This window comes from Collinsella sp. TF06-26 (genome assembly GCF_002232035.1).
GTDB lineage: Bacteria > Actinomycetota > Coriobacteriia > Coriobacteriales > Coriobacteriaceae > Collinsella.
The window spans coordinates 30,209-52,597 of sequence record NZ_NKXR01000007.1 but is presented as its reverse complement, the minus strand read 5'-3'; the positions used below and the strand labels follow the sequence as shown (position 1 = coordinate 52,597).

Here is a 22,389-nt window from a genome sequence, read left to right as displayed (position 1 = left end):
ACAGGAGCACCCGCTCTAAACCAGGGCAGTCGTGGCACTTTTGCCGTATGACCATGCGCTCATCGATGGCGGGATTCCCTATACTGAGTCACATATGACGGCATCGCGCCACAACGACCGCCACGACACCAAGGACCAGCTATGGCAACACTCTCCGAACAAGAACGTAAGCGCATCCAGCGATACTGCATCTGCCCCAAGGTTGCCGGCGCGGCGCTTGCCATGGCATTCGTGCTGCCCTTATCGATCATACCTTTCGAAATGATCGACGACATCGTCTTCCATCACGAAGGCTTCCATGAGACGGGCATGATGACCGCCTTGGTGCTCACCGCCATCGAGCTCGTCATATTCTGTTATTGCGCTCTCGCCCCGCGCTTTGGCATGCGTGGCAAGCAGTGGAAGGAAATGCAGTATCGGCTCGCCGTCGAGCAGAGCGAGAAAGACCGCTCGACACAGATCGCGAGCGTTGTTGGCACGCAGGCCGCCGCACGCCTGCTCAAGAACAGCGACAACGAGGCTGCACGCAACCTGGGCGGCGCGGCAGAAGTCGCCGCTGCCGCAGGCGCCGTCGCCACCGCGGCAGACGTGCTTGCCGAGAGCTTTGCCAACGCGAAGGCCATGGCAGAGGCCTGTGGCGTGCCCATCCCCCATGCAAAAAAGTGGATCGTCGTGCTTGTGGCGCTGCCCCTCGCAATCGTGTGCGGCGTCTATATCCCACAGCTGGCGCAGGGAAACATCGAGATGCAAGAAAACGCCGCAGCCGCGGCCGAGCAGATCGCCATCGCTCGCAAGGCGCTCGAGTCCTCATGCGAGTACGTGTCCGCCGATGACCCCTACGAGCGATATCAAGACTACGGCTATCACGTCCGCGGCTATCTGCACGACGGCGGCTCCGATGCCCAGAAGACCTATACGTACCTGGATTTTGACAACAAGGGAACGCTCACGGAAGTGAGCTACGCGGCAGAAGTCGACCCCGGCGCGAGCCTCGAGGACAACCTTACCCGTATCGAGCTCGACCTTGACGAGCTTTCCTCTGCCGTCCAAACCATAGACGTCAAGACCACAAGCCCCGAGCTCCTAGCAGCGCAGAAGCTCCCCGAAGAGTTTAGGCAGGCTTTTTTGAACGGCTCGCTCTACGAGAGAATCTCTATCAGGACGAGTGACGACCCCATTAAAGCGTATTACTCGTTTGATACGGATCCTAAGGACGAGTTTGACGAGTACACCCATCCAACCATCCGCATTACGCTGATGAGCAAAACGAACTAGGTGTAGGGAGATGAATGTGACAAAGGACTGTCCCTTTGTCACATTATTCGGAGCGCAGGGCTTCTACGGGGTCTTTCTTGGATGCGCTACGGGCCGGCAGCAGGCCGGCGACAACCGTCAACAGCACCGAAATCGCGATGAGCACCAGCGCATCCTGCACGGGCAGGCTCATCAGGTTGGGGACCTGTTTGGCCGCAAGCGCCCAGGCATTGACCGGGAAGCTCACGAGCACCACAACGACAATGGCAAAGACGCCGGCAATGAGGCCTTCAATAAAGGTCTCGGCATTGAATACGTTGGCCACGTTGCGCTTTGACGCGCCGATCGCGCGCAGGATGCCAATCTCCTTTTTGCGCTCCAGCACGCTGATGTAGGTGATGATGCCGATCATGATGGAGCTCACCACCAGACTGATACTCACGAATGCGATGAGCACCAAGCTGATGGTGTTCACGATGTCGGTCACCGAGCCCATGATGATACCCATGTAGTCGGTGTACGAGATTGTCTGCTCGTCGTGGCCAGCGGCTTTGGCCTGCTTGTTGTACGCGTCGATGTGATCAAGCACGCGCTCCTTGGCCTCAAAGTCGCGCGGGAAAATCTTGACCGAGATGGGGTCCGCCTCGTCCGCATAGCCCAACGTGGTCAGGTTGTTGTCGTAGGTGAGCTTTGACGCCTTGGCATAGCTCATCATGAGCGAACTCAGGTCCTCGGCGTCCATGTTGAAGTGGATGGCACGAGCAAAGGCGCTCGCATCCACGCGCATGGCGCTCGCCAGGTTAGCAAAACTCGAAGACATCTGCGTCGCCATCTGGTCCATAAGCCCTGCCGCGCCCGCCTTGAGCTGAGCCGATACCGTCGTCGCGATCTGCTCGCTAATCGTCCTCATCACCTGATCCATAGCCTGCTGCAGATACGGAGCCAGCTGCTTTTGCACATAGTCGGTCATCGCCTGCTGCAGACGCTCGGCCAGGGCATCACCGCCCAGCGCCTTGAGCTGAGCCAGGCGTTGCTGGGCTGCGGCATCATTCTCAAGATACGCCGAGAATGCGGCGGCAAGCTTTGACGCGTCCTTAAGATCTTCGGGCGACAGCGCCTTAAACTGATCGGACTGCAGAAAGCCCTCAAACAGCTGGTTGGCAAGCGTTCCGACCTGCTGCATTTGCTCGGGCGTGAGTTCCAGACCGTCAAAGATGCCCGAGAAATCTGGGGCCGGTGCTTTTGCCATAATGTCGCTGAAGTCGATATCCTTACCTACGCCCGAAAGGTCAATGTCCAGCCCGGACAAGTCAAGACCCGACAGGTCCATACCGCCGGCAGTGCCCGAGAGCGCAGACGTATCGAACGAGAACGCGCCCTTGAGCGCCGCCTCGTCCACGCTGAACATGCTGCCCAGATCCACGCCTTGCTTGGCCTCGCCCTGCAGTTCATCGAAAGACTTGCCCGTAAAGACATCCGTCTCGGGATGGGCAAGTTGCTCTTTTACGATCTGCGAATTGGCGGCGCGCTCCATAAGCTGGCGAGTCAGCGCGTGCGTATAGGCAATACCCGGGGACAACGCGCTCGCGTTGGCCGTCTCGTTCGGTCGCACCACGCCCACAATACGCACGTCAATACCGTCGGCAACCTTGGCCGTCATAAAGTCGGCGTCGCCAGACATGTCAGTCCACATGCCGGTCTCTTCGTTTTTGCGATACGCATCGGCCGGCGACAGCACCTTAAACGTCGTGGACAGCGCATCGTCGTAGGTAAAGTCGGTACCGGTCTCGGGCGCTCCGACGCCACCGTCAGCCGTCATAGCGCTGTTAACCAGGTCGTTGAGCTCATTGATATCCAGCGCACCGATGCTGTAGAGCGTATAGTCGCCCACCGTGCCACGACTCGAAAGCACCATCACGGCTTCGTTGGCAGACGTGGGCCAATGACCGGCGACGACATCGTACTGGCTGTCGAGCAGGCTCTGGTCGTCAATCATCTCGTTAAAGACCGAGGTTCCCATGGATTCCATGCTCACCGTTGCTGCCGAGCTCGCGCCTCCGCTCATGGCCTCGGTCATGGCGTTGGGCACCAGCCGGACAGGCTTCTCATCGCCCTTGCCGGCACGATAGACAACCGGCGATACACCGTAGCCGTACTGAATGGCGTTGACCTCTTTATCGATGCCATCGCCACCGGCATCGAGCCATGCCTTAAAGCTCGTCATGTCGTTGGACTTAACGCTCGCAAACATATCCTTTACGGCCGTGACCACAGGAATCTTATCGGTTCCCTTAGCCTTGCCGCCGGCACTGTCGTCGGACGAATCCACGTTTTCAGGCGAGTCATCATCCGCAGCCCCCTGCCCGCCCATCATGGACGACAGGTCGTAATCCTGCTTGGAAATGGTGAGCGGGTAGCTCGAGAGCGTATCCTCCTCGACCTTTTTGATGTAGCCGTTTACGCCATTGGACAGCGCCAGAATCGCCGCGATACCGATAATGCCAATCGAGCCCGCAAAGGCAGTCATGGCCGTACGGCCCTTCTTGGTCATGAGATTTCGAGCAGAAAGCCCCAGCGCCGTCACAAAACTCATCGAGGTTTTTCGCGTAGGCTTAGCCTCGCGACGCGCGGCCTTGGCAACATCAAAAGGGTCGGAATCGTCGGTAATCTTGCCGTCCGCCAGGTTGACGATGCGCGTAGCGTATTGGTACGCCAGCTCGGGATTGTGCGTGACCATGATGACCAGACGGTCGCGCGCAACGTCTTTGAGCAAATCCATGACCTGCACGGACGTTGTGGAATCCAAGGCGCCGGTCGGCTCGTCTGCCAACACGATCTCGGGATCGTTGATCAGAGCGCGGGCGATGGCCACGCGCTGCATCTGCCCACCCGAAAGCTGGCTCGGGCGCTTGTTAACGTGCTCCCCCAGGCCGACTTTCTCCAACGCCTCGCGCGCACGCTGGCGGCGCTCGGCATGCCCCACACCCGTGAGCGTGAGCGCCAGCTCCACGTTTTCCAAAATGGTCTGATGCGGAATGAGGTTATAGCTTTGGAACACAAAGCCGATGCGGTTGTTGCGGTAGGCATCCCAATCGCGATCGTGAAAATCCTTGGTCGAAATACCGTCGATCAGCAGGTCGCCCGAGTCAAAGTGGTCGAGTCCGCCGATAACGTTGAGCATCGTGGTCTTACCCGAACCCGAGGGGCCCAGAATGGCCACGAACTCGTTATCGCGAAAAGACAGGCTCACGCTGTCGAGCGCCACCTGCGTAAACGACTGCGTGACGTACCTTTTGCAAATTCCTTTGAGCTCCAGCATGGACGGCAACCTCTCCTGCGCAGGCACCCTGCCCGCTCTCCCCCGCCGTTCGTATTCGACGCGTTTGTCCTACTCTATCCCCATTTTTTGCCGGCGCCAGTGAGGAATGTAGGGAACCGCATCAAAAAACGAACGGGACGGTGCCTAAAAGAAGAGGTCCCGAGCGGGACCTCTATATGGTGGAGATTATCTTGAAAGGCAGCGGACTACTCCGCACAGCGGCGCACGATCCTCGCCATGCTTTACGCGTTTTCTACTGCTCGCTCTTAGCAAGCGCCTGATCGATCAGCTTGTTGAGCGCCTCTCGCTGCTCGGCGGAGTTGATGCCGCCCATGATTGGCTCTCCCACGATGTTGCCGTTCTGGTCGATCACGTAGGTGGTCGGGAACGAGTACAAGTTGGAGGTGAACTTGCCGGCCTCGCTATCCGACTTGAACCAGATGTTCTTGTACGTCACGCCCTTCTTGGAAAGTACGTCCTTGGCGTCTGCCACCTCGTCTTTGTTGCCATCGAGCGTAAAGGAATTGACGCCCACGACCTGGCCGCCCTTCTCGGCAAGCTCCTTGTTGAGCTTCTCCAGATCGCCCAGCTCTCCCACGCACGGCTTGCAGGTGGTAAACCAGAAGTTCATGACGGTGACCTTGTTCTTGGAGAACAGCTCGTCGCTGTTTACATCGTTGCCGTCCAAGTCCTTGCCCTTAAAGCTGGGGAACTTCGTCTCCCCGCTCTCGCCGTTGGTCATGCCTGCGGTCGAGGCATCGACGCTCTCCCCCTCGCCGGGCGTGCTGCCGCATCCGGGAAACTCCTTCTCCAGCGCCATGAGCTTATCCTCGATCTCCTTGACCTGCTGTGCGCCGGCCTTAAGCGTCTTGAGCTCGTCAGCCGTAAACTGATCCTTGGCGCCCTCGATGGTATCAAGCAAAAAGTCGCCGTAATTGCTACCGTCCTCAATCATTGCCGAGTCTTTATTTGCGGCATTGAATACCTTTTCCCATAGGGCGTTATCGCTCGCAAAGATCTCGTTTTCCTTTTGCAGCAGCTGCTGGTACAGCTCGGCCGCCTCCTCGGCGCTCGACGGCTTTTGTGCCACAAGCTCGGCAATCTGCGCATCGCCGCTCGTGGCATCCTTCGCGTCGCCCTTGGGGGCAGAGCACGCCGCGAGAGTCAGCGCCAGCACGGGCAGCATCAACAGGGCCGCAATTTTCGACAGTTTCATGGTTCCTCCGTTGTATCGAAGCTTAATAGGTACCTATTTGTTTTCGCAGTCCTGCGCGGACTGCGCGGTCTTGTCGCCCGTCACGCCCAGCCCGTAGCGAAAGCTAATGGCATCGACGGGGCACGCACCCACGCATTTGCCGCAACGAATGCACTCGGCATGGTCGGGCGTACGCGTAACGTCCACGTCCATCAGACACACCTTGGCGCACTTGCCGCACGAAACGCATTTGCACTGGTCAACCTGAATCCCCAACAACGACACCTTGTTCATGAGCGCATAAAACGCACCGAGGGGGCAGATCCATTTGCAGAAGGGGCGGTAGAACAACACGCTCAGCACCGCAACCGCAATGAGAATCGCGAGCTTCCAGGTAAAGAGCTTTCCCAGCGCGGAGCGGATTCCCGTATTCATGATGGACAGCGGAATCGCACCCTCGAGCACGCCCTGTGGGCAGATGTACTTGCAAAAGAACGGGTCGCCCATGCCCACATCGTTGACCACCAAGACAGGCAGCAGCACCACGGCAAACAGCAGCACGGCATACTTGATGTACGTGAGCGGCTTGAGCTTTTTCGTTGATAGCTTTTTGCCGGGAATCTTGTGTAGAAGTTCCTGCAGCCATCCAAACGGGCACAAAAAGCCGCATACAAAACGCCCCAACAGTACGCCGATCAGAATGAGCGTTCCGGTGACGTAATACGAAAAGCTAAACTTAGACGAGCCCACCACCGACTGAAACGAGCCGATGGGACACGCACCCGAAGCCGCCGGACACGAGTAGCAGTTGAGTCCCGGCACACAGACGGCCTTGCCCGCCCCTTGGTAAATGCCTCCCTTGGCAAAATTGGGCAGATGAATATTGGTCGCAAGCGTCGCCGCCGCCTGAATCAATCCGCGAAATCGCGCCAAAAGATGCGATCCGGTGTTTTTTCTTTTATCCAATTCCGATACACTCCAAGCACAGCCTAATCGCTTTGGCCAGCACGGCATCCGCCTCGCCACGCATAACACCAAAGCACACCATGGTAATTCCGACGATCAACAAAGCGACCTGTACCACGGGTTTTACCGCTTTGAACAACACGACCACTCCTTTCGTTACGCGACCATTGGACCATATCGGCTATAAAATCCGTGTTAAGCGCGATATGGAATGTGCAAGGAGACTGTTATGCGTATTTTGATCGTCGAAGACGAGCGAGCACTGTGCGATGCAATCGCGCACAGCTTGCGAAACTTGGCGTACAGCGTCGACTGCTGTCACGATGGACAGGAGGCGCTCGACCTGCTGGGCGTCGAAGTCTTTGACCTCGTGGTGCTCGACCTCAATCTCCCCCGTATCGACGGCATGACCGTGCTCAGGGAACTTAGGAAAACCGACTGCGAGACCAAGGTACTGATTCTGTCCGCACGTGGCGAAGTATCCGATAAAGTCGCCGGACTCGATGCCGGCGCCAACGATTACCTTACCAAGCCGTTTCATCTGGACGAACTTGCGGCAAGGATCCGCAGCCTTACCCTCAGGCGCTTCGCACAAAGCGACATAGTATTAACCTGCGGAAAGCTCAACTTTGACACCAAGGCGCGCATCGCTTCCGTGGACAGTGAGGCTCTATCTCTTACACGCAAGGAAACGGGAATCTTGGAATACCTGATGCTTAATCAGGGGCGACCGGTAAGCCAAGAGGAGCTTATAGAGCACGTTTGGGATAGCACCGTGAACAGCTTTAGCAACGCAACCCGCGTTCACATCTCGTCGCTCCGAAAAAAGTTGCGCGGCGCTTTGGGATACGACCCGATTCGCAATCGGATTGGAGAGGGCTACGTTATGGAGGATGGCGAATGAAAGGGCTTTCGCTGCAATGGCGCATAACGATCATGACGGCACTGCTGACGTGCGCGGCGTGCGTGCTGACGAACTGCCTGGTCGGCTATACGGGTATGCGCTACATGGATGCCATCGGCAGTGACATCTCGGCCTTTAACGCAACCGGTGAAGATTCGCCCCAAGCGTTCGACCCAACGAAAGCGACCCTCGATGAAAAGGTCACGATCGTCGTAAACGACGCACAGGAGTCTTTTGGCACGACAACCTGGTACATCACGGCTGGAGTCACACTCCTTGGCGGCGCGCTGGCATACTTTGTGAGCGGCCGTGCACTCAAACCGCTACGGGCTTTTGCAGCTCAGGTTGAGCGTGTGCAACCTGACAACCTAAGCGAAATCAGACTCAATGAAGATGTGCCCACCGAGCTACAACGATGCAGCGCCTCTTTCAACGACATGATCGCTCGTCTTGGCGAAGGGTTCTCTGCACAGCGTCAGTTTACCGGCAACGCCGCACACGAGCTTCGCACCCCGCTCGCCCTTATGCAAGCACAGATTGAACTATTCATCTCCGAGCACTCCGGTTTGCAACCCGAAACAGCCGAGCTGCTCGGCCTGCTACAAGAACAAACTGAGCGGATGTCGCGGATGACCAAGGTGTTGCTCGAGATGAGTGAGCTCCGCAGCGTTCCTTGCGAGGACGATGTTGAACTTGGTCCCTTGTCCGAAGAGGTCCTCACCGACCTTGCGCCACTTGCCGAAAATAAGGGCATAGCCCTCAATTGTGCTGGAGACGCTTTAGTAATCGGGAGCGACACGCTCCTCTATCGGCTGGTGTTTAACCTGGTCGAAAATGCCATCCGTTACAGCCGCCCCGGCTCGACTGTCAACGTCTCCATCTGCGACAACAACAGCCGCGTGTTCCTGCGAGTCGAGGACCAGGGCCCGGGAATACCCAAGCAGTACCGCGAGAGCATCTTCCAACCGTTCTTTCGCCTGGATAAATCCCGCAGCAGGGCATACGGCGGCGCAGGACTCGGACTCGCGCTCGTTTGGGAGATTGCAGCGCTTCACGGTGGCGCTGTAGAGGTCGAAGCAAGTTCCGAGAACGGGACCACTATGCTCGCAAGCCTTCCAAAACGATCTGTAGCGTTAACCGATCAGTAAAACGAAAGGGGTCCCGCACGCGTTTGTGCGGGACCCCCTCTCCATCAATGCAATTCGCCCAAAAGAGTAGAAGCTTACTCCCACTCAACGGTGCCGACAGGCTTGGGCGTGAGGTCGTAGCACACACGACAGATGCCGGGAACCTCCCTTTATACGTTCGGCATAATCGCAGGCGATACCCACAAATTTCAGTCCCGAGCAACAGGAGTACAATTGCTGCTATTGTTGCCAGCTGTTGGGAGATGGAAGATGGACTGCGATGGCTACCCATGCGTTCCCATGCCGTTGATGTGCACTGCCTTTGCGCCGGGGCAGATTGACGCTGCGGTTGCAGGCATTTCCGGCCCCGATTCACGCACCATCGCCACGGCAGAAGCGCTGTACTTTCGCGGACAGGCCGCACTCGCCGCCAAGACAGCACGCTCCTATCTTGACGCCACCGACCCCGCGCTGCGCTATTCCGCATGCTTTATCTGCGGATATGCCAGTCTGTCGCTCAACCGTATCGCCGATGCCCGCCGTTGCCTTGCTGGCATCCTCGATACGCCGGCCGACGAGGAATCACCCGCCGTCCACGCCACGCATATCCTGTTCGCCTCGGCCGCGAGCGTCCTGCTGCACTTGCCTTCCCCGTATTCCGCCGAAGAGTTTTATCCGCTTGCAGCGCATCTGCCCGAAGGCCTGCGCCTGTTCGCCAGCTACGTGATGGCGCATGCCCTGTACCTGCGCGGCGAATATGGCCGCAGTCTAGGCATGGCGGAAAACGCCCTGATCATGAAACAGGGAAGTTATCCCATCTCGGAGCTGTTCCTGCACCTGTCGGCTTCCATGGCCTGCATGAGTCTCAAAGACGTCGACGCCGCAAAGGCACACTTCGGAGCCGCTTGGGACATTGCGCGTCCCGACGGCCTTATCGAGCTCATTGGCGAGCACCACGGCCTTTTGCAGGGGCTTATCGAGGCATGCTTAAAATCGCAATACCCCGACGATTTCGCTCGCATCATCGAGATCACGTATCGATTCAGCTACGGCTGGCGGCGCATCCACAACCCCGATTCGGGCGAGGACGTGGCCGACGATCTAACGACCACGGAGTTCACCATGGCCATGCTCGCCTGCCGTGGGTGGACCAACGCCGAAATCGCACGCCATATGGGCGTGTCGCCGGGCACAGTTAAAAACCGCCTATCCGGCGTATATGCAAAGCTTGGCATCGGCACACGCGCCGAGCTGGTCGCGCACATGTTGCGTTAGCGACCGGGCTGCCAAGCGCATCGAACGCGTTCCGAAACCCAGCGCTTCGCTCGATCAATTTGGACATTTTGACCCTTGAACGGCACTACCGCCACGGGGCACCTTCTCGCAAAATTGGATTATTTCCACCGATACCTGCGGGATGGGAGCCCAAAATGCTTGATCGCCGTTCGTTACTTATCGCCGGAGCATCCTCGCTGGCAGGCATCATGCTGCCTCGCGTGCCGGGCAGCGCAAACGCCTTCATATTGCCGTTCGCGCCCACCGAAGCCTATGCCGACGAAAAAGACCCCTTCAGGGTGCTCGTTCTCTCGCGCACCATGTTTGGCGTGGTCGTGGTCGACGTCGCCAACAAGAATACGCCTATCGCAGGTGCCAAGGTCACGCTCACGTCGCGCTACGCCGCAGGCAAGCAGCTCGCCGCCACGACCGATGAAGAAGGCACGGCCATCTTTGAGATTGCCTCGCTTTCGGAAGGCTACGTAGACGAGGCAACGCTCCTTGACGCGTACGACTTTAACGGCGGCATCTCCATTAGCATGGCGGGCTACCGCGATGTCGAGATTCCCCTTGCGCGTATCCAGGGCGGCACCGCCATAACCGCGCCCACGCGTCCGCTTTCCGACGGCGAGCCGTACTTTCGACAGCTCACATTCGACGAATGGGACATCCAGTACGCCGACGCCACGTTTATGGCAATGCCAGCGGACGAAGCAGCAAACGACCAGCCCGACACGCACGCTTTTACCGTGCAGGCTCATCTGCCGCAGGGCGGGCAGGCAACATTGCATATCAATAAAGTGATGCCCGCTGCGGGCAGCTCAACCGAAACCGTCACGCAGATTGGCCAAGTCAAAGCCAGCGCATCGGGCGCGGATAATCTGGCGACGTTCACGCTCGAAGACAAGTTCCTCGATGCAGCGTCGAGCCTTCTGGAAGAAGGATGCAAGCTGCGCTTTGTCCTCAACTATCAGGGCAAAACCTACACGCTCTCATCCCCCATGGCCGTTGTCACCGCGCCGGCCGCAAAGGCAGAATCGGGCTCGACCACCATCATTCCCACCACTATGGACCAAGAGGTCACTCCGTTTGATTTCCCAGCGGCGTTTCCCGGCATCGGTGGTAATAAGTTCACGTGTTGGATGCCCACATTTCCGATCCTCTTTGATTTCTCGTTTGCTGGATACGTGCTGTTTGGTGGAGGATACAAACCAGCCAGCTATATGAACGATTCGGGCAACCCTGATCCGGAATACTGGAAGAAATCGCCGCGCGAGTCGGGCGCCAAGCAGGCAAACCGCTACCTCGACGAGATGGAGGGGAAGTGGAATCAGTACAAGAGTATGAGTGCCGGTTCGGGCACCGATCCAAGAAACACCAAGCTCCTTCGCCACCATTGCACGCCGCTGTTCACGATGGATATCGCCACACAGCTGTACGGCTCGCTCGCCTACGATTGGGTAGGCAAAACCTGGGGTAACAACAACGACCCCGCATACGGCAATATTAAGGCCCTCTTCCAGGTAAGAACCGACCTCAATTGGACCGAGCAGTTCACCTTGGGACCGGTGCCGTTTTTCCTAAACGTCAACCCCTGGGTGCTGGCAAAACTGACGCTCGCCGTGGGCGCCCACACGCACGGTAGCGGCGCGGCGTTTTTCAAGAACATTTCGCTCGACTATTCCAACACGTCGGGCTCGTTCACCATCCAGATCGGACTTGCCGTCACCTTTGGAGCCGGCGCTGCAGGCGTCGCTTCGTCCGCTGTGCGTGGCGCCGCATCCCTCACACTGTTCATTGGGTACGAGAAGGCAGATGGACACCAGCTTCCGCGGCTGCGCGTGGGCGCAGACGTCGATGTCGACGTGATACTCCAGTTCGTGATGTTCAAATGGACCACCAAGGCCTGGTCGGGGTCGTGGCCCACACTCATCGATTCGTGGAATATGTCGGTGAACAATGGCGACCAGTATGTACTCCAGCGCTCTGAGCTGGCATTGGGTGGAAATACGCCTTATACGTTGGATGCCTGCTTCGGCACGCCCGGCAACGCCGAGGCAGGTGGTGTGCCGCAATTTATCGCATCGGCCACCATCGTCACCAACGCCGAGCTGCTCGCACGCGCCGAGGTTAAGGCCACTGCCGTAAACGCCGCGCCTGTCGTGCGCGATTGGGATCAAGCGGTCACGCGCATTGAGCTCGAGGCGGACGCGGAGAGCGACGACACGGGACAGATCGAGCATTTCGTCCACGCACTGGTAGAGAACGACGAAAACGCCGCGCCGATGTATGAGTACACCTACATCGGTCAGGCGACGAACGCCGTTGCGGACCCCAACGCCAATTCTGCCGGTGTATCGGAGGACGAGCGTGGCGGCATCAAGCCCTCGAGCGACAACGTGCTGTTTACTGGCGTGCTCAGCGAAGCTCACATGAAGCTGGCAATGATTGCCGGCGCAGAATGCCTATTCCGTATCGCCTCGGTGCGCTACGGCGACAATGGACGCTCGCGCCTAGTGGTGCACACAAAGGCAAACGGCACGTGGTCCGCTCCCACGCCCGTGGACTTTCCCCTTGGGTTTGGCGAGGGCGACGTGGAGCGCGACGGCATATTCGATTACGACTTCGATGTGGTGGAATATACAGACGGGAGGGGAAACCAGGACGCCTACGTGCTGCTGGTCTCGGGCGAGCGCCCCGCCGGCGACAACACCCTTTTCGATGCGGCGAGCACATCCGGCATACTGTCCGTTGTGCGCCTGCGCATAAGCAACGGCGGAGTTCGCGTGATATCGCACACGTCGTGGCGCAGCATCTCGCGCGGCCGCCTTCAGGAGGATGGCTACCATTGCCTGCAGTGCCCGCGCATCACGGCAGGCAAGACGCTGGTCGACGGGCGCCTGTCGGGTGCCTACCTCCACCGCCGCGGAACCACCGCAGAGAAGGCGCTCGGCAGCGAGGCCGAGGTTGCGCTGGAATGCTTTACCCTGTGGTCGGATGATTTGGGCGACAGCCTGACGTTCCGCCAAGTTCTTCGCTTTCCGCAGGCACCGTCGAGTATCGAGCTGAGCGAGCCCGAGAATATCAACGGCAAAATGGTGGTGCCCGTTGCGTACGAGACCGCAGACGGTTGCGGCTGCGCATCGTACGCCGTGATCGGCCAGTCCATTGCGGGCTGGGGCGTTATGCCACCAGACGCCACGGTGCCCCATGCGGTGCCGTGGCCACAACATTCGGGCTTTTTGGCCACCGTCAACGAGCAGCTGCAGCATATTACTTGGACGCGAGGCGCATCGGCATTTGCAACGCAGCCCGTGGGTGCCGCAGGCTGTGGCCCGGCATCGTTTAGCGTAAGCAACAACGGCAGGTGCGCGCTCTATGTAGAGAACACCGATGGCAAGGTGGGGCAAACCTACGACGAAGAAGGCAACCCGGTAGCAGTAATGGGCAAGCACTTCCGCATCTTCGCCAGCACCTTGGCAGGCGATCTGTTCACGGAGCCGTTCGTGATGTGCGAGCTGGACCATCCCGTCGATCAGATAACGACATTTTTGACGTCGGGAGGCATGCTCTCCGCGCTCGCCACGCACATTGTGAGCGCGGAGAAGAGCGAGGCAGAGCTGCACGGCATCGAAGTGCCTCTGGTGGCGTGTGCCACTCCGACGGGCGCGGTCGCTACCTCGGGCGCGGTGGTGCCCGGAGCAGCAGGCGAATCCTTCATGGTCACGGTGCGAAACGACGGCAACACTTTGCTGACTGCCGGCACAATCGATCTGTACCGAGAGGGCTCCAGCCAGCCGTTCTCCAGCGCATCCATCGGATTCGGAGCGAACGCACGCATGGCTTCGATCTACGATCCAGAGCTTGCCGAAGACGCTTCGGCCAACGACATGGCACACGTAAAGTACGCGCTCGAGACGCTGGGCGCACGTTTTGCAACGCACCCGCTGGTAGCCGACAACGGCAACGCCGTGCTGGCACCGGGTTGCACGGCACAGTTCCGCATGAGCTTCGCCATCCCCGAGAGTTGGAGCGACGAAGTGGGCAAACGCGTCACGCTGTATGCGAAGGCGCGTAATCTGGTGGCGCTCGATCCCGTAACGCTCGAGGAGATCCGACCGGGCGCAAACTCGGCGCTGAGTGCCGTTCTGCACGAGCTTCATGTGCCCGACGCGGCATGCGAACGCTCAGAAGTTCAGGTCGGCGTATGCGACAGCGCGGATACGACAGGACTTCACGACGCCCCGATGACAGCAGACGGCGATGGTAGCTCGAGTGGCGGCGGTACTGACGAGGGCGGCGGCTCCGGCGGAAGCAGCTCCGGCAGTGGCAAGGACCACGGCAATAACAAGCGCTCCGGAAAAGCGGGCGCGCTTGCGGGCACGGGCGACAGCAACGTCCCCCTAACCGCAGCCGCAGCAGCGCTCGCCGCAGTTGGTGCCGGCCTTGTCGCCTACAGCGCCCGCCGCATGGCGCTCGAAAAAGACACCGCCAATGAGGACAATTCGGATAGGCCTCGCTAGCTCCTAGTTACTTTTGTGAGAGGCGCCGACTCGGCTCATCGAACATCAAAATGGGCTGGTTCTGAATACCCAGAGCCAGCCCATTGCGCATTAAATGTCGTCTGAGGAGTCGAGTTCTGCCTCGAGCTTGGCACGGCGTCTTTTCGCCGTGAAAAACGTTGCGCACAGGACAGCAAACGTGGCCGCGAAAATCGTCGCACCGCAGAACACGCCCGTGACCAGGTTCGCCAACCAAAAGACGCTTTCGAGCGGTACGATCTGCGCCTCAGCGATACAGCGCATTGCGGCAATAACAAGCGCGAACGCGGCGCCGCTAAGACCGCTGACAAGCAGGAAATATCCAACAGGAAGATGCTCGGTTTGCCCAAAACGATTGGTATCGACATAGCCCTTCCGCGTTTGCAGTCCTGCGCAAATCAACATCACGAGAACGAGCCACAAATACATGGCTGCCTCGAACGGCGTTGCAAAGCCATGCGGCATTTCACTAGCGTCGCTGTGAACCCACGTAACCTGTCGAGCTATAAACTGGTAGAAAAAGATCATCAACATGCCAAACGAAAGCAGCACGAAGCCAATCTTGTAGATCTTCGCGTTCTCAGCCTCCAGGCGTTCATCCTTTGGGCCGGCATATTCACGCCACTTTTGCACGATTTTCAGATCTTCATATTTCATAGTGAACTCCTAAAGAGCATTAGGGTCGGCGTCGGTTTCGTCTTCCCAAAACAAGTCGTTCAACGTAACGCGCAGCGCCTTACAGATTGCCACGCACAAATTGAGCGTGGGGTTGTAGCCGCCCGCCTCGATAAGGCCGATGGTTTGGCGCGTAACGCCCACGGCTTGGGCTAAGTCAGCTTGCGAAAGGCCAGCCGCCGCGCGTGCCGCCTTCATGCGTAGGTTCTTTTTGCCCGGCATGGAGTTCCTTTCGTAGTAATGGACAGATATCCGTTGCAACATGACAGAAATATATTGCATCCTTCACAAGATGTCAACTATATCTGTCATTATGGAAACCATGTCCGCCATCGCCATGTGGACATAACAATTTCGATTCGCTATTCAATCTTCCTCGGACAAAACCGAGTCGGAAGGACCCGAGTAAGTGGAACTTATCAGCATGGCCAACGCGCACGCCAATAACCGGATTTGCCGGAACCATGCGTGCCCCATCGTTTAATAGCTCCGTTATTGTTCGATGATCTTCTTGACGACCGCGGGAACGCCTGCCGCCACCACGTTGTCCGGAAGGTCTTCCGTCACGACGCTGCCCGCGGCAATTACGCAACCGCTGCCGATGGTAACCCCCTGCAACACGGATACGTTCGCGCCAAACCAGCAGTTATCGCCTACAACAATAGGCAGAGCCTTCTCGAGACCCAAGTTGCGGTCCTTTGCCTTTAGGGGGTGCGAAGCGGTGTAGAAGCCGCAAAACGGCCCGATAAACACGTTGCCACCAAAGGTGATAGAGCCGCCGTCCATAAAGTAGCAGCCATGGTTTACAAAGCAGCCCTCACCAAAGCTCGTCTTGCTCCCGTAGTCAAAGTAGGCAGGCGAAAGGACCGTCAGCCCTTGCGGAAGATCGGTATCGAGCAAGGATTTCAAAGCGTCAAGCTGCGCGTCGCTTCCGGGTTTTGCCATATTAAAGTCATAGCAGAGCGCCTCCGCCTTTGCGCGTTGCGCCAGGAGCTCCTCGTCAAAGTTGGCATCATGCCACTCCCCGCGCTCCATCTTCTCTTTCTCAGTCATTGCGCCCCCTCAAACAACATACAGTCTTGATGCGGCAATTCTACCAGCCGATAAGCCACGGTTTTAACACGAGCACCACGCCGCGCAGGGAATGACCGCAGAAGCTAAAGGTCACCGACTCCGAACGCGCGTTCGATGGAATTCGTGTTAGTTGGAATCGTCCGAGGCCTGGGCTATGCTACCTTGACTATCTATATGACTACAACGCAGCAAAGGAGCATCGAGAGAGCGAGCATGGCAAAAAACACCGCAAACTATGGTAACGACAGTATTCGTCAGCTCAAGGACGAGGAGCGCGTACGCCTGCGCCCCGCCGTTATCTTTGGCTCGGACGGACTCGACGGCTGCGCGCATGCCGCCTTCGAGATCCTGTCCAACGCCGTTGACGAGGCGCGCCAGGGCTACGGCAAGCTCATCACCCTTACCGCCTTTCGCGATGGTTCCATTCAGGTAGAGGACAACGGCCGCGGCTGCCCGCTCGACTGGAACCCCTCCGAGAAGCGCTTTAACTGGGAGCTCGTCTTTTGCGAGCTCTACGCAGGTGGCAAATACAACAACAACCAGGGCGGCGACTACGACTTCTCGCTCGGTACCAACGGCCTGGGCTCGTGCGCGACCCAGTACGCATCCGAGTACATGGACGTCACGGTTTGGCGCGACGGCAACAAGTACTCCCTGCACTTTAAGAAAGGCAAGGTCGTTGGCGCCAAAAAGAAAGCGCTTGAGATCGAGCCCAGCGACGAGGACCGCACCGGCACCACCATCAAGTGGCGCCCCGATCTTGAGGTCTTTACCTCCATCAGCATTCCCCACGACTGGTATCGCGAGACCATGCGCCGCCAGGCCGTGGTCAACGCCAACGTGACCTTCCGCCTGCGCATTGAGGGCGACGATGGCGAGTTTTCCGAAGAGGATTTTTGCTATCCCAAGGGCATCGAGGACTACGTGCTCGAGAAGGTCGGTACCGACTACCTTACCGAGCCCTTCTTTATCGAGGCTGACCGTCGCGGTCGCGACCGCGAGGACCTGCCCGATTACAACGTCAAGATCACCGCGTGCATGTGCTTCTCGCGCACCTTCATGATGCAGGAGTACTACCACAACTCGTCATGGCTCGAGAACGGCGGTTCGCCCGAAAAGGCCGCCCGTAGTGCTCTGACCAGCGCCATCGATGCCTACATCAAGCAACAGGGCAAGTACAACAAAAACGAGAGCGGCATTAAGTGGCAGGACGTCCAGGACTGTCTGGTGCTGGTGACCAACTGCTTCTCCACCCAGACGTCCTACGAAAACCAGACTAAGAAGGCCATCAATAACCGCTTTATCCAGCAGGCGATGACGGCATTCTTTAAGGAGCGCCTCTCGACCTATCTGATCGAGAACAAAGACGCCGCCAACAAGATCATGGAGCAGGTGCTCATCAACAAGCGCTCGCGCGAGAACGCCGAGAAGACGCGCCAGAGCATCAAGACCAATCTGCAGCAGAAGACCGACATGGCCAACCGCGTGCAGAAGTTCATCGACTGCCGCTCCAAGGACAAGAGCCGTCGCGAGATCTACATCGTAGAGGGCGACTCGGCAGCAGGCGCCATCCGCACCTCGCGCGATGCCGAGTTCCAGGGTGTTATGCCCGTCCGAGGCAAGATCCTCAACTGTCTGAAAGAGGACTACCCGCGCATCTTTAAGTCCGACATCATCATGGACCTCATGCGCGTGCTGGGCTGCGGTGTGGAGATCAAGGACAAGCGCATCAAGAACCTTGGCGCCTTTGACCTGGACAACCTCAACTGGAACAAGGTCATCATCTGTACGGACGCCGACGTCGACGGTTATCACATCCGCACGCTTGTGCTCACCATGCTCTATCGCCTGGTGCCCACGCTTATCGACGAGGGCTACGTGTATATCGCCGAGTCGCCGCTCTACGAGATCAACTGCAAAGAGAAGACCTACTTTGCCTACACCGAGCTCGAGAAGAACGGCATCCTCAAGGAGATTGGCGACCAGAAGTGCTCGATCAACCGCTCCAAGGGTCTTGGTGAGAACGATCCGGACATGATGTGGCTCACCACCATGAACCCCGAGACGCGCCGCCTGATCAAGGTAGAACCCGAGGACGTCACCAAGATGGAGACCATGTTCAACCTGTTGCTGGGCAACGACGAGACGGGCCGCAAGCGTCACATCTCCGAGCACGGCAAGGAATACCTGGACCAGCTGGACCTGCAGTAGCAGCAAATCGATAACGACGGCCCATAAGAAGTTCAAGAGGAAATCGTGGCAAAGAAGAAGACGAAGAACCAGCCCAAGAAAAAGCAGGTCAACGCCGAGAACGTCATCGGCCTGCACTCCGAGGTCACCGACCAGCCGATTACGCAGACGCTCGAGGTCAACTACATGCCCTACGCTATGAGCGTCAACGTCTCGCGTGCATTCCCCGAGATCGACGGCTTTAAGCCCTCGCACCGCAAGCTGCTCTACACTATGTACAAGATGGGCCTGCTCAAGGGCGAGCGCCAAAAGAGCGCCAACATCGTGGGCCAGACCATGAAGCTCAACCCACACGGCGACGCCGCCATCTACGAGACGATGGTGCGCCTGGCCACGGGCAACGAGGCGCTGCTTGCTCCTTTCGTGGAGTCGAAGGGCAACTTTGGCAAGTACTATTCGGGCGACCTGAGCTACGCCGCCTCGCGTTATACCGAGGCCAAGCTCTCCCCCATCAGCGCCGAGATCTTCAAAGACATCGACAAGGACCCGGTCGACTTCGTTGACAGCTACGACGGTGCCATGAAGGAGCCGCGTCTGCTGCCCACCACGTTCCCCAACATCCTCGTCTCGGCCAACAAGGGCATCGGCGTCGCTATGGCGTCCGATATCTGCGGCTTCAACCTCAACGAGGTCTGCACCGCCACGATGCACTACCTGAAGGACCCCGACTGCGACCTGCTCGAGTACATGCCCATGCCCGATTTCTCGACCGGCGGCGAGATTATCTACCGCCGCGAGGAGATGGAGAAGATCATCGAGACCGGTCTTGGCAGCTTCCAGATTCGCTCCCGCTGGCGCTGGATTCCCGAAGAGCGCATCATCGAGGTGTACGAGATCCCCTACACCACCAAGACCGATGTCATCATCGAACGCATCGTCAAGCTCTCCAAGGAGGGCAAGGTCAAGGAGATCGCCGACATCCGCGACGAGACCGACCTTTCGGGTCTGCGCATCGCCATCGACCTTAAGCGCGGCGTCGACCCCGACAAGCTCATGGCCAAGCTCTATCGCTCGACCACGCTGCAGGATTCGTTCTCGTGCAACTTCAACGTGCTCGTCGACGGCTATCCCCGTGTTATGGGCGTGCGCCAGATTCTGCACGAGTGGGTCAAGTGGCGTATTGAGTCCACGCGTCGCCGCATTAACTTTGACCTGGGCAAAAAGTCCGAGCGCCTGCACCTGCTGCACGGCCTTGAGGCAATTCTGCTCGACATCGACAAGGCCATCGCCATCATCCGCGGCACTAAGCTCGAGGCAGAGGTTGTACCCAACCTTATGAAGGGTTTCGACATCGACGAGACCCAGGCCGAGTTTGTCGCCGAGCTCAAGCTCCGCAACATCAACGAGGAGTACATCCTCAACCGCACCAAGGACATCGCCAAGCTCGAGGGTGAGATCGCCGAACTCGAGGAGATCCTCTCGAGCGAGGACAACATCAAGAAGGTCATCAGCGACGAGCTGGCCGCGGTCAACAAGAAGTACGTGATGCCGCGCCGCACGGGCAGGATCGAGCCCCATGAGGTTATCGAGGTAAGCCTGGAGCCCGAGGTCGAGGAGTACCCGGTTACCATCATGCTTTCGCGCGATGGCTACCTCAAGAAGATGACGGACCGCGTGCTCAAGAAGGCGACCACGCTCAAGTACAAGGACGGCGACAAACCCTTTATCGAGTTCCCGTCCTCCAACACGCACGAGCTGCTGGTCTTTACCAACAAGAGCCAGGTGTACAAGTGCAAGGTCGCGGCGTTTGAGGATACCAAGTCGGCCCAGCTGGGCTCGTACCTTCCGACCGATCTCGAGATGGAACCCGACGAGAGCGTCATCTGGGTCATCGACCCCGAGGACTACAAGGCCGACGTGCTGTTCGTCTTTGAGAACGGCCGCGTGGTGCGTGTCGCGCTTTCTGGATACGCTACCAAGACCAACCGCAAGCGCCTTAAGAACGCCATCTACGGCGGCAGCAAGCTGCTGTATGCGCAGGTGCTCAAGGAGGACCGCGACCTCGCGCTGGTCTCGAGCGACTACCGCCTGATGAACTTCAACACGTCGCTGCTCAAGACCAAGACGACCACCAACACGCAGGGCGTCCAGGCCTTTACGGCCAAGAAGGGCCGCTCGGTCACCACCGTCGGCACGACCGAGGAAATCCTTGGCGCCGGCGTCTCGGCCGAGAAGTTCACCGCGCAGAGCCTGCCCTCCGCCGGCGCCCTCATGAAGGAAAATGACATGCCGAGTTTGTTTGACTAAAACAACGGCGACTAAACCGTCATGGTTTTACAAAGCAGCGGGGCCCGGAGCGCAGTAAACGCTGCGCCCCGGGCCCCATGCATTACACCAGCATCATCCCTATAGACAAAATGCCGCATAAAGCGGAACAGACATAAGCCCATCATTCATTCCAAAGGGCTTAGTCGATAGCCTGATAAGGCGCACGCCCGGATGGGTCTTTTTAAGTGAGGACAGACTTCGAGATCTTGTGTTCTCCCCCGCCTTGACTTCAATCGCAGACAAGCATCCCTGCTTCTCTACTACAAAGTCGATTTCCGCACGATTATCTCGCGCCCAATAATGCAGTGGATAACCCATGGCTGAAAGCTGTTGGGCAACGTAGTTTTCGGTAAGTGCACCCATGAATGTGCCGCCGATACCGGCAAGAATATCGGCGCGTTGAGCACCGGCCTTGGAGACCAGCAGCCCTGTATCCGCCTGATAGATTTTAAAAGCAGAAGGGTTAACGAAGGCCTCTAAGGGGCTTTCGATCTGCCCGACTAGGCTGCAGCGCGCCACCGTACCCGACAATACAAGCCAATCGAGAGCATCTCCAAAGAGAGACGCATTGCCCCCCGCTCGCACTACCTTGTATTGAAATTTACGATTCTCTTTGGCAAGCTGCTGTGGAATGGAATCGAAGCACGCACGCGTCTTTGCGCTCAAGCGCTCATCAGCATATTTATTGGTGTCGGCGGAATATCCGTCGAGAATAATCCGATGCTTTTCGGCCACATCAATGATTGACTGATCATCGATGTACGTTTGGACCGCCTCGGGCATTCCGCCAACAACAAGATACTGTCGATAGAGCCCAAGCGCCTTTTCATGAAGGCTTGGCGCAAGAGGACCCATTATCTCGAATGATGAGCGTATCTCGTCGACCAGCTGATCGTGCCCCATCGCCCAGAGAAACTCCTCGAAATCGAGTGGAGTCATCTCAATCAAGTCGGTCTTTCCGACGGGGAACGAATACGACTGATGGTTAATGGCAACCCCAAGAAGCGACCCGGCAGCCGCAACGTAATACTCAGGAGCATCTTCGCAAAAGTATTTAAGGGAAGTGAGCGCTTCCTCGCATGCCTGGATCTCGTCAATGAACAGTAAGGTTTTGCCAGGCACGATACGCTGTCCCGTACGAGCCTCGATCGCGCGCACAATCGAATGAGGGTCAAGACCGCCCGAAAAATCCGCTCGCGCCGACCGGTCGTTCTCAAGATTAACGTAGACAACCGATTCGAAAAGATCCTGGGCGTACGTTCTGAGCAAATAGGTCTTGCCACACTGGCGCACGCCTTTGACCAGCAAAGGTTTTCTATCAGCTCTGTCTCGCCATTCCCTAAGGAGCTCGTCTGCCTTGCGACGCATACGCAACCTTCCCTCATGAACTTCTATTTGACAATATTTTAACGCGGATTAATTTGTTTTCAGTTATTTTTCTGCGTTTAAAAATTGTTCTATACGGCACTTGAGGGAATTCGCCCCTATCTCTCGGTAAGGACAGCAAGCATTTCCACCAACGCTGATTGCCATGCGTTCTT

Annotated in this window: 15 protein-coding genes and 1 pseudogene; 7 read left to right on the top strand and 9 right to left on the bottom strand. The window is 57.9% G+C overall.

Features of this window, described 5'->3' with window-relative positions:
- Nucleotides 1-141 precede the first annotated feature (141 nt).
- Nucleotides 142-1,275 (top strand): hypothetical protein, encoded by a 1,134-nt coding sequence (locus tag CHY22_RS05430; RefSeq protein ID WP_089572834.1) that lies wholly within the window; start codon nucleotides 142-144, stop codon nucleotides 1,273-1,275.
- A gap of 43 nt (nucleotides 1,276-1,318) precedes the next feature.
- Here the strand turns inward: CHY22_RS05430 and CHY22_RS05425 are convergent, their stop codons facing one another.
- The 4 genes from CHY22_RS05425 to CHY22_RS10275 all read right to left on the bottom strand — a co-directional run bounded on the left by CHY22_RS05425 (nucleotide 1,319) and on the right by CHY22_RS10275 (nucleotide 6,873).
- Nucleotides 1,319-4,573, bottom strand: a complete 3,255-nt coding sequence (locus CHY22_RS05425; protein WP_089572832.1) for an ATP-binding cassette domain-containing protein — start codon at nucleotides 4,571-4,573, stop codon at nucleotides 1,319-1,321.
- Between the two features lie 253 nt (nucleotides 4,574-4,826).
- The gene (locus CHY22_RS05420; RefSeq protein WP_089572830.1) at nucleotides 4,827-5,789 is read right to left on the bottom strand and encodes a redoxin domain-containing protein; all 963 of its coding nucleotides are present in this window, start codon (nucleotides 5,787-5,789) and stop codon (nucleotides 4,827-4,829) included.
- A gap of 33 nt (nucleotides 5,790-5,822) precedes the next feature.
- On the bottom strand, nucleotides 5,823-6,734 hold the full coding sequence (locus CHY22_RS05415) for a 4Fe-4S binding protein (protein WP_089572828.1): 912 nt from the start codon (nucleotides 6,732-6,734) through the stop codon (nucleotides 5,823-5,825).
- Nucleotides 6,727-6,873, bottom strand: a complete 147-nt coding sequence (locus tag CHY22_RS10275; RefSeq protein WP_035136962.1) for a CD1871A family CXXC motif-containing protein — start codon at nucleotides 6,871-6,873, stop codon at nucleotides 6,727-6,729. The genes CHY22_RS05415 and CHY22_RS10275 overlap by 8 nt, the downstream gene beginning before the upstream one ends.
- 90 nt (nucleotides 6,874-6,963) lie before the next feature.
- On the opposite strand from CHY22_RS10275, the gene CHY22_RS05405 reads away from it, so the two are divergent.
- Nucleotides 6,964-7,638: a response regulator transcription factor gene (locus tag CHY22_RS05405; protein ID WP_281491818.1), complete on the top strand. Its 675-nt coding sequence runs from the start codon at nucleotides 6,964-6,966 to the stop codon at nucleotides 7,636-7,638.
- Entirely contained in the window at nucleotides 7,635-8,786 is a 1,152-nt protein-coding gene (locus CHY22_RS05400; RefSeq protein ID WP_089572824.1) for an ATP-binding protein, read from the top strand. The genes CHY22_RS05405 and CHY22_RS05400 overlap by 4 nt, the downstream gene beginning before the upstream one ends.
- A 74-nt stretch (nucleotides 8,787-8,860) precedes the next feature.
- On the opposite strand, the pseudogene CHY22_RS05395 reads toward CHY22_RS05400, so the two are convergent.
- Nucleotides 8,861-8,926 (bottom strand): annotated as a pseudogene (locus CHY22_RS05395) (hypothetical protein); the annotation flags it as partial.
- Between the two features lie 109 nt (nucleotides 8,927-9,035).
- On the opposite strand from CHY22_RS05395, the gene CHY22_RS10140 reads away from it, so the two are divergent.
- Together CHY22_RS10140 and CHY22_RS05385 are read left to right on the top strand one after the other, a co-directional pair.
- Nucleotides 9,036-10,040 carry a helix-turn-helix transcriptional regulator gene (locus CHY22_RS10140; protein ID WP_199408748.1) on the top strand — a complete coding sequence of 335 codons (1,005 nt, stop codon included), beginning with the start codon at nucleotides 9,036-9,038 and terminating at the stop codon, nucleotides 10,038-10,040.
- A gap of 155 nt (nucleotides 10,041-10,195) precedes the next feature.
- A complete protein-coding gene (locus tag CHY22_RS05385) occupies nucleotides 10,196-14,563 on the top strand; it encodes an Ig-like domain-containing protein (protein ID WP_089572820.1) in 4,368 nt (1,455 codons plus the stop codon).
- A gap of 90 nt (nucleotides 14,564-14,653) precedes the next feature.
- Here the strand turns inward: CHY22_RS05385 and CHY22_RS05380 are convergent, their stop codons facing one another.
- From CHY22_RS05380 to CHY22_RS05370, 3 genes are all read right to left on the bottom strand, one after another.
- Nucleotides 14,654-15,238, bottom strand: a complete 585-nt coding sequence (locus CHY22_RS05380) for a hypothetical protein (protein ID WP_055252406.1) — start codon at nucleotides 15,236-15,238, stop codon at nucleotides 14,654-14,656.
- A 9-nt stretch (nucleotides 15,239-15,247) separates the two neighbouring features.
- Nucleotides 15,248-15,478 (bottom strand): helix-turn-helix transcriptional regulator, encoded by a 231-nt coding sequence (locus tag CHY22_RS05375; RefSeq protein WP_055252407.1) that lies wholly within the window; start codon nucleotides 15,476-15,478, stop codon nucleotides 15,248-15,250.
- A gap of 270 nt (nucleotides 15,479-15,748) precedes the next feature.
- Nucleotides 15,749-16,309, bottom strand: a complete 561-nt coding sequence (locus CHY22_RS05370; protein WP_055252408.1) for a sugar O-acetyltransferase — start codon at nucleotides 16,307-16,309, stop codon at nucleotides 15,749-15,751.
- 234 nt (nucleotides 16,310-16,543) lie between these two features.
- On the opposite strand from CHY22_RS05370, the gene CHY22_RS05365 reads away from it, so the two are divergent.
- Together CHY22_RS05365 and CHY22_RS05360 are read left to right on the top strand one after the other, a co-directional pair.
- Nucleotides 16,544-18,541, top strand: a complete 1,998-nt coding sequence (locus CHY22_RS05365) for a toprim domain-containing protein (protein WP_055252409.1) — start codon at nucleotides 16,544-16,546, stop codon at nucleotides 18,539-18,541.
- Nucleotides 18,542-18,586: 45 nt separating this feature from the next.
- Nucleotides 18,587-20,827 carry a DNA gyrase subunit A gene (locus CHY22_RS05360; RefSeq protein WP_089572818.1) on the top strand — a complete coding sequence of 747 codons (2,241 nt, stop codon included), beginning with the start codon at nucleotides 18,587-18,589 and terminating at the stop codon, nucleotides 20,825-20,827.
- Between the two features lie 99 nt (nucleotides 20,828-20,926).
- On the opposite strand, the gene CHY22_RS05355 is transcribed toward CHY22_RS05360, so the two are convergent.
- The gene (locus CHY22_RS05355) at nucleotides 20,927-22,216 is read right to left on the bottom strand and encodes an ATP-binding protein (protein ID WP_089572817.1); all 1,290 of its coding nucleotides are present in this window, start codon (nucleotides 22,214-22,216) and stop codon (nucleotides 20,927-20,929) included.
- Nucleotides 22,217-22,389 lie beyond the last annotated feature (173 nt).

Bases quoted from the DNA above. Each gene is read 5' to 3' on its own strand.
- CHY22_RS05405 (WP_281491818.1), top strand. From the start codon at position 6,964: ATGCGTATTTTGATCGTCGAAGACGAGCGAGCACTGTGCGATGCAATC.
- CHY22_RS05430 (WP_089572834.1), top strand. From the start codon at position 142: ATGGCAACACTCTCCGAACAAGAACGTAAGCGCATCCAGCGATACTGC.
- CHY22_RS05385 (WP_089572820.1), top strand. From the start codon at position 10,196: ATGCTTGATCGCCGTTCGTTACTTATCGCCGGAGCATCCTCGCTGGCA.
- CHY22_RS05370 (WP_055252408.1), bottom strand. From the start codon at position 16,309: ATGACTGAGAAAGAGAAGATGGAGCGCGGGGAGTGGCATGATGCCAAC.
- CHY22_RS10140 (WP_199408748.1), top strand. From the start codon at position 9,036: ATGGACTGCGATGGCTACCCATGCGTTCCCATGCCGTTGATGTGCACT.
- CHY22_RS05400 (WP_089572824.1), top strand. From the start codon at position 7,635: ATGAAAGGGCTTTCGCTGCAATGGCGCATAACGATCATGACGGCACTG.
- CHY22_RS05355 (WP_089572817.1), bottom strand. From the start codon at position 22,216: ATGCGTCGCAAGGCAGACGAGCTCCTTAGGGAATGGCGAGACAGAGCT.
- CHY22_RS05365 (WP_055252409.1), top strand. From the start codon at position 16,544: ATGGCAAAAAACACCGCAAACTATGGTAACGACAGTATTCGTCAGCTC.
- CHY22_RS05425 (WP_089572832.1), bottom strand. From the start codon at position 4,573: ATGCTGGAGCTCAAAGGAATTTGCAAAAGGTACGTCACGCAGTCGTTT.
- CHY22_RS05420 (WP_089572830.1), bottom strand. From the start codon at position 5,789: ATGAAACTGTCGAAAATTGCGGCCCTGTTGATGCTGCCCGTGCTGGCG.
- CHY22_RS05380 (WP_055252406.1), bottom strand. From the start codon at position 15,238: ATGAAATATGAAGATCTGAAAATCGTGCAAAAGTGGCGTGAATATGCC.
- CHY22_RS05375 (WP_055252407.1), bottom strand. From the start codon at position 15,478: ATGCCGGGCAAAAAGAACCTACGCATGAAGGCGGCACGCGCGGCGGCT.